Source organism: Geobacillus sp. YHL, assembly GCF_022341265.1.
Classification (GTDB): domain Bacteria; phylum Bacillota; class Bacilli; order Bacillales; family Anoxybacillaceae; genus Geobacillus; species Geobacillus thermoleovorans.
This window is the reverse complement of sequence record NZ_JAEIGB010000001.1, coordinates 157,630-171,213: the sequence shown is the minus strand read 5'-3', so window position 1 is coordinate 171,213 and position 13,584 is coordinate 157,630. Positions and strand designations below refer to the sequence as shown.

General features: G+C 54.6%; 11 protein-coding genes and 1 pseudogene. 1 reads left to right on the top strand and 11 read right to left on the bottom strand.

Going from position 1 to position 13,584, the window contains the following annotated elements; translation table 11 throughout:
• Positions 1-51 precede the first annotated feature (51 nt).
• The 7 genes from pnpS to JCR24_RS00760 form a co-directional block, all read right to left on the bottom strand.
• Positions 52-1,800, bottom strand: a complete 1,749-nt coding sequence (pnpS, locus tag JCR24_RS00790; protein ID WP_014196522.1) for a two-component system histidine kinase PnpS — start codon at positions 1,798-1,800, stop codon at positions 52-54.
• The gene (locus tag JCR24_RS00785) at positions 1,793-2,500 is read right to left on the bottom strand and encodes a response regulator transcription factor (protein ID WP_014196523.1); all 708 of its coding nucleotides are present in this window, start codon (positions 2,498-2,500) and stop codon (positions 1,793-1,795) included. Before JCR24_RS00785 ends, pnpS begins: the two co-directional genes overlap by 8 nt.
• A gap of 207 nt (positions 2,501-2,707) precedes the next feature.
• Positions 2,708-3,175 (bottom strand): MaoC/PaaZ C-terminal domain-containing protein, encoded by a 468-nt coding sequence (locus JCR24_RS00780; protein ID WP_011232207.1) that lies wholly within the window; start codon positions 3,173-3,175, stop codon positions 2,708-2,710.
• A gap of 84 nt (positions 3,176-3,259) precedes the next feature.
• The gene (gene mdh, locus JCR24_RS00775; RefSeq protein ID WP_011232208.1) at positions 3,260-4,198 is read right to left on the bottom strand and encodes a malate dehydrogenase; all 939 of its coding nucleotides are present in this window, start codon (positions 4,196-4,198) and stop codon (positions 3,260-3,262) included.
• A gap of 26 nt (positions 4,199-4,224) precedes the next feature.
• Positions 4,225-5,496: an NADP-dependent isocitrate dehydrogenase gene (gene icd, locus JCR24_RS00770; RefSeq protein ID WP_011232209.1), complete on the bottom strand. Its 1,272-nt coding sequence runs from the start codon at positions 5,494-5,496 to the stop codon at positions 4,225-4,227.
• Positions 5,497-5,568: 72 nt separating this feature from the next.
• A complete protein-coding gene (citZ, locus tag JCR24_RS00765) occupies positions 5,569-6,687 on the bottom strand; it encodes a citrate synthase (protein ID WP_011232210.1) in 1,119 nt (372 codons plus the stop codon).
• A gap of 293 nt (positions 6,688-6,980) precedes the next feature.
• The gene (locus JCR24_RS00760; protein ID WP_238979917.1) at positions 6,981-7,436 is read right to left on the bottom strand and encodes a DUF441 domain-containing protein; all 456 of its coding nucleotides are present in this window, start codon (positions 7,434-7,436) and stop codon (positions 6,981-6,983) included.
• 93 nt (positions 7,437-7,529) lie between these two features.
• Between JCR24_RS00760 and ytvI the strand changes: the two are divergent.
• Positions 7,530-8,647 (top strand): annotated as a pseudogene (gene ytvI / locus JCR24_RS00755) (sporulation integral membrane protein YtvI).
• Between the two features lie 142 nt (positions 8,648-8,789).
• On the opposite strand, the gene pyk reads toward ytvI, so the two are convergent.
• The 4 genes from pyk to accD all read right to left on the bottom strand — a co-directional run bounded on the left by pyk (position 8,790) and on the right by accD (position 13,554).
• Entirely contained in the window at positions 8,790-10,553 is a 1,764-nt protein-coding gene (gene pyk / locus JCR24_RS00750) for a pyruvate kinase (protein WP_238979916.1), read from the bottom strand.
• Between the two features lie 27 nt (positions 10,554-10,580).
• Entirely contained in the window at positions 10,581-11,540 is a 960-nt protein-coding gene (pfkA, locus tag JCR24_RS00745) for a 6-phosphofructokinase (RefSeq protein WP_025039132.1), read from the bottom strand.
• A 179-nt stretch (positions 11,541-11,719) separates the two neighbouring features.
• Positions 11,720-12,697 (bottom strand): acetyl-CoA carboxylase carboxyl transferase subunit alpha, encoded by a 978-nt coding sequence (gene accA / locus JCR24_RS00740; protein ID WP_011232215.1) that lies wholly within the window; start codon positions 12,695-12,697, stop codon positions 11,720-11,722.
• Positions 12,682-13,554: an acetyl-CoA carboxylase, carboxyltransferase subunit beta gene (gene accD / locus JCR24_RS00735; protein ID WP_014196529.1), complete on the bottom strand. Its 873-nt coding sequence runs from the start codon at positions 13,552-13,554 to the stop codon at positions 12,682-12,684. Before accD ends, accA begins: the two co-directional genes overlap by 16 nt.
• Positions 13,555-13,584: the final 30 nt, after the last annotated feature.

Genomic DNA, 13,584 nt, shown 5'->3' with positions numbered 1-13,584 from the left:
CACGCTGAAAAATGGCAGGCTTCTCAGTTGGAGATGATAAAAAGAAGCCGGCTACCGCCCCGGCTTTGGAAAATGGATCGTGAACACGGTGCCGCGCCCCACTTTGCTCGCTACGGTAATATATCCATGGTGAGCCTCAACCAAATGTTTCACAATCGCCAGGCCCAACCCCGTTCCGCCGGAATCGCGGCTGCGCGCCTTGTCGACGCGGTAAAAACGCTCAAAAATGCGCGGGATTTCTTTTTCCTCAATGCCGATTCCGGTGTCTTTCACATGGATCAGCACTTCTTTCTTCGTCTCTTCCGCCTCGACAGCGACCCGTCCGTGCTCCGGCGTATACGTGATGGCGTTGGCGAGCAAGTTCAGCAAAATTTGCTTCATCCGATTTCTGTCACCGCGGATGACAAGCCCGGATGGCGATTCGATATGCAAATCAATTTGTTTTTCCGCCGCTTTTTGGCGAAACACAGCAGCCGCTTCGGCGATGACTTGAGCGATATCCACGTCTTCGAGTTGCAGCTGAAATCCGTGCTGCTCGATTTTCGACAAGTCCAACAGTTCCTCAACGAGCGTTTGCAGCCGTTCGCTTTCTTTTAAGATGATGGTCAAAAAATGTTCGAGCGCCGCTTCATCCTTCATAGCGCCATCCAATAGCGTTTCGGCGAATCCTTTGATGGACGTCACCGGCGTTTTCAATTCGTGCGAAACGTTGGCGACAAAGTCTTTGCGGATTTGCTCAAGGCGCTTCAGCTCCGTAATGTCATGAAACACGACGACAATCCCTTTCCATTCGGCGTTCGTGCCAATGATGGGAGCCCCGTATACATCGAAATGTTTCCGCTCGATGCCAATCGTCAGCCGCATATGCCGGCGCATCGTCGTTTCAGTGATGAAAATATCATCGATAAACCGGACGATGTCGCGGTGCGGCAGCACATCGGCGTACGGACGGTACAAACAATCCGACGGATCGAGATGAAACTGAGTCTGGAACGCCCGATTGATGAGAGAAATATGTCCGCGGTGGTCAATAAACAACAGGCCGCTGCCGACGTTTTCAATGAGCGTGTGAAGCCGATCGGTCTGAATTTCCCGCGCCCTGCTCATCTCCTGCAAATGGCGGGCCAGCCGGTTGATCGAGCGCACAAGCATCCCGGCCTCGTTATATTCACCATCGGGCACACGGGCGGCGTAATTGCCTTTTTCCAGCTCAAACGCCACTTTCGTCGCTTCTTCAATCGGCTTCATATATTGATTGGCGATTTTCCAGACGAGGGCGATGATGACAACGAGCGCCATCCCGAGGCTGCTCGTGAGCACGCCCCAAATTTGCTCGTTTACTTTTTGGAGTGAGCTCGTCGGTGTGCTTAAAACGACGTACCCGCTCCGTTCACCGCGCTCGTACGGGACGATGTAGTAATAGACATCGTTTGTTTTTTCAATCACGGAAAAGCGGGGAAACTGCTTTTTGCGCAAAATCGCGCGGACGATGCGCTCATGGTCTTTGTCGCTGATCGCTGCGACGCGACCGCTGTCAAACCGCACCCGTTCTTCTTTATCGAGCACGGTGATGCGGGACGACAGTTCATTCCCCATTTCCTGCAAATCGGCGCGGATTTGCTCGAGCGGTTCATTTTCAAGCAAAATCGCAAGCGCTTGGGCCTCTTTTTCCATCCGTTTGTTCATCGTCTCGGCGTAAAAATCTTTCAGCAATTGCCCGAGCAAAAGCCCGAGGGCGATCAACACCGTGGCGATGAGCGTCACGAGCCAAAACAAAAGGCGGGTGCGGAAGCTATTCATGCCGCTTCGGTTCCTCCAACTTGTAGCCAAGGCCGCGCACCGTTTTAATGTACATCGGTTTTTTCGTATCGGTTTCGATCTTCTCGCGCAAGTGGCTGATATGGACGTCGACAATGCGTGTATCGCCGGCAAACTCGTAGTTCCACACGGCGCTGAGCAGCTGGTCGCGCGTCAACACCCGCCCTTTATGGCGAGCCAAATAAAGGAGCAACTCAAACTCTTTCGGCGTCAGCTCAAGCGGCTTGCCGTCGATCGTTGCTTCATAGCGTTCCGGAAAAATTTCCAGATCGCCAACAACAAGCCGCTCGCTCGATTCAGCCGCCGGCTGAACGATCTCCGTGCGGCGCAAAATCGCCTTGACGCGGGCAATGACTTCGCGCGGGCTGAACGGCTTTGTCATATAGTCGTCGGCGCCAAGCTCAAGACCAAGCACTTTGTCAAATTCATCATCGCGAGCCGTCAACATTAAAATCGGCGTCATGATTTGCTGCTGGCGAAGCCGCTTGCACACATCAACGCCGTCAAGCTTCGGCAGCATCAAGTCCAAAATAATGAGCGCCGGCTGCTCGGACGCTACTTTCACGAGCGCCTCTTCGCCATCGTGAGCGGTCACGACGTGAAATCCGGCTTTCTCCAAATTGTACGACAACAGAGTCACAATCGGCTGTTCGTCATCGACAACTAAAATTTTTCGTCCCATGCCGCTCCTCCATCCCGTCCAATGGTTTCTGCCTTTATGATACCACAATTGACGCCTTGATTCGGACAAAAAAAGAAAAAAGGGCGTTTTCCTGCGGACAGGTTGCCCTCGGAAAACTGCCCCTCGCGTTTGGCTGGCTTCCTTTGGCGGAAAGCGGCATGAAACTCCCCCTTTGTTTCGAAGTGGGGGACTGCTTTCAACATGAGGTCAAAAGTTCTCGAGCACCCGCCCGTCTAGGCGCGGCAACGTATGCGGCGGGCAGACAGACAGCGTTCCGTCAAGCACCGTCTCCGCACCGCGCGTCGCCATGACGGACAACGTCACGCAATGGCCCGCCTCATCGACATCGGCGACTTCGAGCAAAAATTCGAGCGTTTCATAATGATAAACTGGGCGGAGAAAGCGAAGATCCTGCCGCGTAATGTAGCTGCCCGGGCCCGGCAAATATTTGGAGACCGCGGAAGTGATCATCCCCGTCAACATGACCGGCGGCACGACCGGTTTTCCAAACGGCGTCTGTGAAGCATAATCATGCTGGATATAGAGCGGATTGGCATCATCCGTCAGCCCAAGATAAAGAAGCAAGTCTTTGTCTTCGATGGCGGCTTGGAACACGAGCTTTTCCCCCGCTTGAATTTCCCCGATCCGTCTCCCGAGCTTTCGTTTTTTCAACATGTTCCCACCCCTTCGTTGTCTAGAAAGCGCTTTCATTGACTGTGGGCAAAAATCCGGGGCAATGCCCGAATTTTTGCCTCGCCGCTATTCCAGCATGCGCATGACATTTTTAACGGATTCGACGGATTTGGCGAGCGCCGCTTTTTCCTCTTCGGTCAGCTCGAGCTCGATCACTTTCTCGATGCCGTTGCCGCCGAGGATCGTCGGCACGCCCAAATAAATGCCTTCATAGCCGTATTCGCCTTCAAGGTAGGCGATCGCCGGCAAAATGCGGCGCTGGTCTTTCAAAATCGCTTCGACCATTTCGACAAGCGAGGCGGCCGGTGCGTAGTAGGCGCTGCCGTTGCCGAGCAGGTTGACGATTTCACCGCCGCCTTTGCGCGTCCGCTCAACGATGGCGTCCAAACGATCTTTCGGAATGAGTTTTTCGAGCGGAATGCCGCCGGCGTACGAGTAGCGGACGAGCGGCACCATGTCATCGCCATGGCCGCCTAAAACAAACCCAGTGACATCTTTTACCGAAATGTTCAGCTCCTCGGCGACGAACGTGCGGAAGCGCGCCGTATCCAAGACGCCCGACTGGCCGATGACGCGGTTTTTCGGAAACCCGGACTCTTGAAACACCGTGTATGTCATGGCATCGACCGGGTTCGTCAAGACGATGATGTAGCAGTTCGGCGAGTATTTGACGACTTCCTTCGTCACTTGCTTCATAATTTTTTGGTTCGTCGTCACCAAATCGTCGCGGCTCATGCCCGGCTTGCGGGCGATGCCTGCTGTGATGACGACGATGTCGGAATCGGCTGTGTCAGCGTAATCCGATGTGCCGATGATATTCGCGTCAAAGCCGAGCACCGGGCTTGCCTCGAGCATATCGAGCGCCTTCCCTTTCGTTGGGTTCTCAAGCTGCGGAATATCGACCAACACGACGTCGCCGAGCTCTTTTTGCGCCAAAAGGAACGCCGTCGTCGCCCCCGTGAATCCGGCGCCGATCACCGAGATTTTTTTCCGTTTCATCGCCATCGTTTGCCATCCCTTTCCTTCAAAGGTTAGTCCATATTGCGGATGAGCGCATCAGCAAATTCGGAGCATTTCACTTCCGTCGCCCCTTCCATCAGGCGGGCGAAGTCATACGTGACGATTTTCGCGGCGATGGTTTTCTCCATCGCTTTGATGATCAATTTCGCTGCTTCGTTCCAACCAAGATGCTCAAACATCATGACGCCCGAGAGAATGACGGACGACGGGTTGACTTTGTCAAGCCCTGCGTATTTCGGCGCCGTGCCGTGCGTCGCTTCGAAAATCGCGTGGCCGGTTTCGTAGTTGATGTTGGCCCCCGGCGCGATGCCGATGCCGCCGACTTGAGCGGCCAGCGCGTCGGAAATGTAGTCGCCGTTTAAGTTCATCGTCGCGATGACGTCAAATTCGCGCGGACGCGTCAAAATTTGTTGCAGGAAGATGTCGGCGATGACATCTTTGATAATGATTTTGCCGGACGCTTCCGCATCAGCAAGCGCTTTGTTCGCCGCTTCCTTGCCTTCCGTTTCAACGATTCGGTCGTATTGCGCCCACGTGAACACTTTGTCGGCGAATTCTTCCTCCGCCAGTTCATAACCCCAGTTTTTAAACGCGCCTTCGGTGAATTTCATAATGTTTCCTTTATGAACGAGCGTCACCGACTTGCGGCCGTGTTCGATCGCGTAGTTGATCGCCGCGCGCACAAGCCGTTTCGTCCCTTGTTCGGAAATCGGTTTAATGCCGATGCCGGACGTTTCCGGGAAGCGGATTTTGCGCACGCCCATTTCGTTTTGCAAAAAGTCGATGACTTTTTTCACTTCCGGCGTGCCTTTGGCATATTCAATGCCAGCGTAGATGTCTTCCGTGTTTTCCCGGAAAATGACCATATCGGTGTCTTCCGGGCGTTTCACCGGCGACGGAACGCCTGGGAAGTAGCGAACCGGGCGCAAGCAGACAAACAGGTCGAGCTCTTGGCGGAGCGCTACGTTCAGCGAGCGGATGCCGCCGCCGACCGGCGTCGTCAACGGCCCTTTAATGGCGATTATGTATTCGCGGATCGTCTCAAGCGTTTCATCCGGAAGCCAGCTGCCCGTCAGCTTGTACGCTTTTTCACCAGCGAGCACTTCCTTCCAGACGATTTTTTTCTCACCTTTGTACGCTTTTTCCACCGCTGCTTCGAGCACGCGCGAAGCGGCCGCCCAAATGTCCGGGCCGGTTCCATCCCCCTCGATGAACGGAATGATCGGGTTGTTCGGAACGTTGAGCACACCATTTTGGACTGTAATTTTTTCTCCTTGCGTCACGAGCAAAACCCCCAATGCAGTTTTTTTATAAAAAGGCGTGAAGGCGCGCCTTCACCGCCTTGTCCACTTGTTTTAGCCGCGCTCGTCGATCGGCACGTACGCCCGCTTGCCTGGGCCGGTGTACTCAGCGCGCGGACGGATGAGACGGTTGTTGTCGTATTGTTCCAAGATGTGAGCCAACCATCCCGAGGTGCGGCTGACGGCAAAAATCGGCGTAAACAAATCATGATCGATTCCTAAACAATGGTAAACCGAAGCGGAATAAAAGTCAACGTTCGGCGGCAGCGCTTTTTCCGATGTGACGATTTCTTCAATCTTCGTCGACATTTCATACCAATGCGGCTCGCCGACGAGCTTCGTCAGTTTTTCCGACATTTTTTTCAAATGTTTGGCGCGCGGGTCGCCTTTTCGGTAAACGCGATGGCCAAAGCCCATAATTTTTTCTTTGTTGGCGAGCTTTCTGCGGATGTATGGCTCGACGTTGTCGACCGTGCCGATTTCCGTCAACATTTTCATCACCGCTTCGTTCGCCCCGCCGTGAAGCGGCCCTTTCAAGGCTCCGATCGCCGCCGTGATGCCGGAATAAATATCGGACAGCGTGGCTACGCAGACGCGCGCCGTGAACGTCGACGCGTTCAACTCGTGGTCGGCATGCAGCACGAGCGCCTTGTTGAACGCTTCCGTGGCGATGTCGTCTGGTTCTTTGCCGGTCAGCATGTACAAGAAATTGGCGGCAAAGCTCAAATCTTTGCGCGGCGCAACCGGTTCCAACCCTTTGCGCACGCGGGCGAAGGCGGTGACAATCGTCGGGATTTTCGCCTGCAGGCGAATGGCTTTCCGATAATTCGCCTCTTTCGTCATCACATCCGCCTCTTCGTCATACAAGCCGAGAAGCGATACCGCGGTGCGCAAAGCCGCCATCGGATGCACCTTGTCAATCGGATACAGCTTGAAGTGTTCAATGATTTCATTTGGAATTTCAGCGTTTTCCGCCAACTGTTTCTTTAATTCCTCAAGCTGCTCTTTCGTCGGCAGTTCGCGATGCCAAAGCAAATAAACGACTTCTTCGAAGGAAGCGTTTTCGGCTAAATCGTCAATGTCATAACCGACATACGTCAACGTGTCATCGATGATCGAACTGATGCTTGAAGTTGTGGCCACAACTCCCTCTAACCCACGGGTTACTGTCATGTTCAATCTCCCCTTCTCTTCATAAGTTCCAGCCATAACGACCGATGGCCGATGAGCGCTTGCTCGAAATGGAGGCAAAAACAAACGCGCGCGCGAAAGTGCTTACATGACGCCGGCGACAACCGCCCCGTCGCAACAGCTGTACAATGCTTGGCCGAAAACTCACTCACGTTTATTATTATAAACAATTATCAGACTTTTGTCAGCTGTCACACGTCAAAAGAAATGATGATCAGGAATGAAATGGAAATCGATTCATCTCAAAACGGAGGATCCCACACACCACCTGATGATCAAAAATATTCTACCATTTTGATGACCGTATAGGCAATGCCAGCGCCGATCAATGGACCAACCGCCACCCCATGAAACAGCGAAACCGCGAGGATGGTTCCGAGCACAAGCGCCGCTGTCATATGCGGATCATGGGCAAGGAGCGTTACTCCATTTTTGGCAATCAAGGCGACAAAAATGCCAGATGCGAGCGCCACCCAGGCCGACAACGACTGCAGAGAGCCGACAAGCTGCCGAAAGCCGATCTCCCCAGAAGCGATGGGAGCGAGCACGGCGATCGTAATGACCGTCACTCCCCAGTTGATCCCTTTGGACTGAATGATCGGCAGCACTTTTTGATCCAAGCCGACAAGTTTGATGGCCAACAGCACAACGACGGCGACAATAAGCGACTTGTTTTTCGCAAGAAAGCCGAGCGCAAGCAACAACAATAAAAACAACACCGGTTCGTTCACGGTCGTCCGTCCTTTCCTATGAAACTTGTCTTTTTGCTTCCCCGTAAGAAAACGTGTAATATATCAATATGGAACGTCGTTGGAGGTGAAACATTGTCCCGAGTTTATGTTGATCGCTTTTTGCGCTTTTTTCTTGTCATCGCCGCTGTCGCGCTCGGCGCCATCGCTATGTACTACATCGCGACGGTGACGTATCCGTTCATCATCGCCTTTTTCATCGCGATGATCATCAACCCGCTCGTCGATGCTTTGGAGCGGAAAGCGAAAATGCCGCGCTGGCTCGCGGTCAGCGTCACGCTCATCATGTTGTTTGCCGCGGTCGCCGGCTTGGTCACGCTTCTTGTTGCCGAAATCGTTTCGGGAACGCAATATTTAGCCCGCGTCGTGCCGGAAAAATTTCAAGCATTGATCACGTACATGGAGACGTTCGTCGCCGACCAAATCATCCCGATTTACAAAGATTTGGCCGGGATGTTTAAAAGTTTAAGCGCCGCCCAACAGGATACGATTATGCAAAACATTCAAGCCGTCGGAAAAAAATTGGGACGACGGTTGGTGAATTTGTCCAGAGCATCCTGCAAAACATTCCGCAGCTTCTCGCCTGGCTGCCGAATGCCGCGACCGTGTTTATTTTTTCGCTGTTGGCGACGTTTTTCATCAGCAAAGACTGGCACCGTCTGATGCGCATGGCGCAGCAATGGCTGCCGACGAAAGCCCGCACAAGCGGAAAAACGGTGTTTCTTGATTTAAAGCGGGCGCTGTTTGGCTTTATCAAAGCGCAGGCGACGCTCATTTCGATTACGACGGTCATCGTGTTGATCGGCTTGCTTATTTTGCGCGTCGATTACGCCATTACGATCGCATTGATCATCGGGTTCGTCGATCTTTTGCCATATTTGGGAACGGGGATTGTATTTGTTCCTTGGATCATTTACACCATGGCTAGCGGCGACATTCCGTTTGCCATCGGATTGGGCGTGCTGTATGTCGTCGTCCTCGTCCAACGGCAAATCATGGAGCCGAAAGTGCTTTCTTCAACGATCGGCCTCGATCCGCTCGCGACGCTCATCGCCTTGTTCGTCGGCTTCAAGCTGCTCGGCTTTCTCGGCTTGATTGCCGGCCCCGTAGCGCTTGTCATCATCCGCACGCTCCATAGCGCCAATGTTTTTCGTGATCTTTGGCGCTTTATTATCGGCAAGCCGACCACGTAATCGAAGGGAGCTGTCTCAAAAGCTCGGCTTTCTATAATAGGAATACAATCTTTCGTTTCACAAAGATGTTTAATGGGTATATAGGACGATGCGAAAGGGTGTCCCGCTGCTTTTGGGACACCCTGTTTTGCTGCAACGTCCGTTACAACACGCTCGCATGGCCGCGGTAGACGGCGCCAAAGCCGCCATCGACCGTGATCTCTTGCCCATCTTTAAACAAGCTTGTGGCATTTTCCACCCCGACGACGACCGGAATGCCAAGGCTTAAGCCGACGACCGCCGCATGGCTCGTCAACCCGCCTTCCTCAGTAATGATCGCCGCTGCTTTTTCGAGAGCCGGCATCATATCGGCATCGGTGCTGATGGTGACTAAAATGCCGCCCTCTACCATTTTTCGGCACGCCTCTTCTGCCGTTTTGGCGACGACCGCCTTGCCGAATGCCGACTTGCGGCCGATGCCTTGCCCTTTGGCAAGCAAGTCGCTGATGACGTGCACTTTCATTAAGTTCGTCGATCCCGTTTCGCCGACCGGCACGCCGGCCGTGATGACGACCAAGTCGCCGTGCTTCACCAAGCCGGAGCGCACTGCCGCGTCGACCGCCACATCGAGCATTTCATCGGTTGTATTGACATGCGGTGCTTCTTTCGTATACACGCCCCAAATGAGCGCCAGCCGCCGCGAGACCGCTTCGTTTGATGTCACCGCGATGATCGGGGCTTTCGGGCGGTATTTCGCCACCATCTGCGGCGTTTTTCCGCTCACCGTCGGCGTCACGATCGCCGCGACATCCAAATTGAGCGCCGTGTGGGCGACCGATTGGCCAATGGCATCGGTGATCGTCGTTCGGCTCTCTTTCGTGCGCTGGGACAAAATGTCGCGATGCTCCAACGCCTGCTCGGTGCGGAGCGCGATTTGGTGCATCGTCCTTACCGCTTCGACCGGATACTGGCCGGCTGCGGTTTCTCCGGAAAGCATGACGGCGTCGGTGCCGTCAAAAATGGCGTTGGCGACATCGCTCGCCTCAGCCCGCGTCGGCCGCGGATTGCGCTGCATCGAGTCGAGCATTTGCGTCGCCGTGATGACCGGCTTGCCAAGCATGTTGCACTTTTTAATGAGCATTTTTTGAATGAGAGGCACTTCCTCAGCCGGAATCTCAACGCCAAGGTCGCCGCGCGCCACCATGAGGCCATCGGCGGCTTCCAAAATTTCATCGATGTTGGCGACGCCTTCTTCATTTTCAATTTTCGCGATAATTTGGATATGTAAGGCGTCATTCGCCTCGAGCAGCTCGCGGATTTCGAGCACATCAGACGCCCGGCGCACAAACGAGGCGGCGATGAAGTCGATGCCTTGGCGGATGCCAAATAAAATATCGGCTCGGTCCTTCTCGGTGATGCCCGGCAAATTGACACGCACGCCGGGGACATTGACCCCTTTTTTGTTTTTGAGCACACCGCTGTTTAAGACGGTCGTGACAATTTCTCCAGCTTGCTTGTCGACTGCGTTGACTTCAAGGCCGATCAACCCGTCGTCCAGCAAAATTTTCGAACCAACGGACACATCATCGATCAGCCCCGGATAGGTGACGGAAATTTTTTCCGGCGTGCCGAGCACTTCGCTCATCGAAATGATGAGCTTTGCCCCTTCCTTCAGTTCGACGGCGCCGTTCTCCATATTGTGCGTGCGGATTTCCGGGCCTTTCGTATCGAGCAAAATGGCGACCGTTTGGCCCGTCCGCCTCGCCGCCTCGCGAATGTTGGCGATGCGCCGCCCGTGTTCCTCATGATCTCCGTGCGAAAAGTTGAGGCGCGCCACGTTCATCCCCGCTTCGATCAATTGCACGAGCTTGTCTACGCTCTCGCTTGCCGGCCCGATCGTACAGACGATTTTCGTTTTCCGCTTCATCACTTCTTCTTCCTTTCCCCTCGGGAATTAAATCGACAGCTCTTTCGACAATGTATACATCCGCTGATCGACTGTATGTGTTTTCGCCAACGCTTCGGCAATGTCATGGTCAACGATTTGGTTGTTTTGAATGCCAACGCAGCGGCCGCCTTTGCCTTCAAGGAGCAGCTCGACCGCACGGGCGCCGAGGCGGCTCGCTAACACGCGGTCAAACGCCGTCGGCGATCCGCCGCGCTGCACGTGGCCAAGCACCGTCACGCGCGTCTCAAAGCCGGTCGCCTCTTGAATTTGCCGGCCGAAGTCGACGCCGCTGCCGACTCCCTCGGCGACGATGATGATGCTGTGTTTTTTGCCGCGTTCATGGCCGCGCTTCAAGCGAGCGACGATGTCGTCCATGTCGTAGTCCGCTTCCGGAATCAAAATCGTCTCCGCCCCTCCGGCAAGCCCCGACCATAGCGCAATATCGCCGGCATGGCGGCCCATCACTTCGACGACGTACGTCCGCTCATGCGACGTCGCCGTGTCGCGGATTTTGTCAATGGCGTCAATGACCGTATTGAGCGCGGTGTCAAAACCGATCGTAAAATCGGTGCCTGGAATGTCGTTGTCGATCGTCCCGGGCACGCCGACGCACGGGAAGCCGTGCTCCGTCAATTTTTTCGCCCCTTGATACGACCCGTCGCCGCCGATGACGACCAGCCCTTCAATACCGTGCTTTTTCAGTTGCTCGATCCCCTTTTTCTGTCCTTCTTCCGTCTTAAACTCCGGGCAGCGCGCGGTATAAAGGATGGTGCCGCCGCGATGGATGATGTCCCCGACGTCCCCGACTTCCAGCTTTTTGATATTGCCGGCGATCAACCCGGCATACCCGTGGTAGATTCCGTACACTTCCACCCCATGGTAAATCGCTTTGCGGACGACAGCGCGAATGGCCGCATTCATGCCCGGCGAGTCGCCGCCGCTTGTCAACACACCAATCCGTTTCATCATTTCCACCTCGTTTGCATCGAATTGCACACGTCCGACCTCATACGTCTTCTTGAACATCCCTAATGTACCATGAACAACAGCGGAACACAATATAGAAGCGATCGCTGAAACGGCTTACAAAAGTGGATTTTTTCACGATAGAACAAAGCTGTCCCGCGACGGAGACAGCTTTTTCCTTATCTTGCCCGAATCGTTTCCGGCAAAAACGACACTTGGCCCATTTGTTTAAATTTTTCATAGCGCTGCCGGACGAGCTCTTCGCCGTCAAGCGCCAACAGCTGTTTGAGCGAACGGCGCAGCACGCGGTCAATTTCTTTTGCCTGCTCGTCGGCGTTGCGATGAGCGCCGCCTTTGACTTCCGGAATGATTTCATCGATGACGCCGAGCGCCTTTAAGTCATGAGCGGTGATTTTCATCGTTTCCGCCGCCCGCTGCGCCAATGAGGCGTCTTTCCACAAAATCGCCGCCGCCCCTTCCGGCGAGATGACCGAGTACGTCGAGTTTTCAAGCATATGGATATGATTGCCGACGCCAAGAGCAAGCGCCCCGCCGCTTCCGCCCTCTCCGATGACGATGCAGACGACAGGCACCGTGAGCCCAGCCATTTCAAACAAGTTGCGGGCGATCGCCTCGCTTTGCCCGCGCTCTTCGGCCGCTTTGCCCGGGTAGGCGCCTTTCGTGTCGATAAAGCAGATGATCGGCCGCGAAAACTTTTCTGCCTGCTTCATGAGCCGCAACGCCTTCCGGTATCCTTCCGGATGCGGCATGCCAAAGTTGCGGCGCAAGTTTTCTTTCGTATCTTTGCCGCGCTGATGACCGATGACCGTCACGGGGAGTCCGTCGTATTTGGCGATGCCGCCGACGATCGCCTCGTCATCGCCAAAGCAGCGGTCGCCGTGGCACTCAAGAAAGTTCGTAAACAACCGCTCGATGTAATCGAGCGTCGTCGGCCGCTGCGGGTGGCGGGCGATTTGCACGCGGTCCCACGGCGTCAAATTCGCATAAATCTCGTTTTCCAGCTTGGCGAGGCGCGCCTCAAGCTTTTCGATTTCCGCCGATAAATCGACGTCCGCCGTTTTCATGAACTCTTTCAACTCTTGAATTTTGCGGCGCAGCTCGACAAGCGGCTTTTCGAATTCTAATTCCGCCACCATCCCTCTTCCCCTCCTTTTTGATGAAGATCCAAGACGACCGCAAGCGTTTCTTTCAGCTCGTGGCGGTGAATGACGGCATCAAGCTGCCCGTGCTTCAGCAAAAACTCCGCCGTCTGGAAATCGTTCGGCAGCTCTTCGCGCACCGTCTGCTCGATGACGCGGCGGCCGGCAAAACCAATGAGCGCCCCCGGCTCGGCAAAGTTATAATCCCCAAGCGAGGCGAAACTCGCCGATACACCGCCGGTCGTCGGGTGGGTCATGACGGAGATGAACAAGCCGCCGTCGTTGCTGAACCGTTTGAGCGCCGCGCTTGTTTTCGCCATTTGCATGAGGCTCAACACCCCTTCCTGCATGCGGGCACCGCCGGAAGCGGTGAAAATGAGAAACGGCATCTGCTGTTTGTGCGCCCGTTCGACGGCGCGGGTGATTTTTTCGCCGACGACCGAGCCCATGCTGCCCATGCGAAACGATGAATCCATGACAGCAATGACGAGCGGATGGCCGTCAAGCGCCCCTTCGCCGGTGACGACCGCCTCGTTCAGCCCTGACTTGCGCCGGTCTTCTTCCAGTTTTTCGATGTAGCCCGGAAAGCCGAGCGGATTGACCGAGATCATATCGGCGTCATACTCGCGGAAGCTGCCGTCATCAAGAAGGCTTGCAATCCGTTCACGCGCCGGCATCGGATGATGGTAGCCGCAGCTTAGGCAAACGCGCAAGTTTTTGATCAACTCTTTTGTATACATAATTTTCTTGCATTGCGGACATTTCGTCATCACGCCTTCCGGCACTTCATGCCTCGCTTGTTCTGAAGGCAGCGGTGCATACTTTTTCTTTTTCACAAACAAGTCTTTCCACACGAGGGAGCCCCTCCTTTGCGTTTTCGCCTC

Excerpts from the sequence above, each read along its gene's own strand:
- pnpS (WP_014196522.1), bottom strand. The coding sequence starts at position 1,800 with ATGAATAGCTTCCGCACCCGCCTTTTGTTTTGGCTCGTGACGCTCATC.
- JCR24_RS00785 (WP_014196523.1), bottom strand. The coding sequence starts at position 2,500 with ATGGGACGAAAAATTTTAGTTGTCGATGACGAACAGCCGATTGTGACT.
- JCR24_RS00780 (WP_011232207.1), bottom strand. The coding sequence starts at position 3,175 with ATGTTGAAAAAACGAAAGCTCGGGAGACGGATCGGGGAAATTCAAGCG.
- mdh (WP_011232208.1), bottom strand. The coding sequence starts at position 4,198 with ATGGCGATGAAACGGAAAAAAATCTCGGTGATCGGCGCCGGATTCACG.
- citZ (WP_011232210.1), bottom strand. The coding sequence starts at position 6,687 with ATGACAGTAACCCGTGGGTTAGAGGGAGTTGTGGCCACAACTTCAAGC.
- pyk (WP_238979916.1), bottom strand. The coding sequence starts at position 10,553 with ATGAAGCGGAAAACGAAAATCGTCTGTACGATCGGGCCGGCAAGCGAG.
- pfkA (WP_025039132.1), bottom strand. The coding sequence starts at position 11,540 with ATGAAACGGATTGGTGTGTTGACAAGCGGCGGCGACTCGCCGGGCATG.
- accA (WP_011232215.1), bottom strand. The coding sequence starts at position 12,697 with ATGGTGGCGGAATTAGAATTCGAAAAGCCGCTTGTCGAGCTGCGCCGC.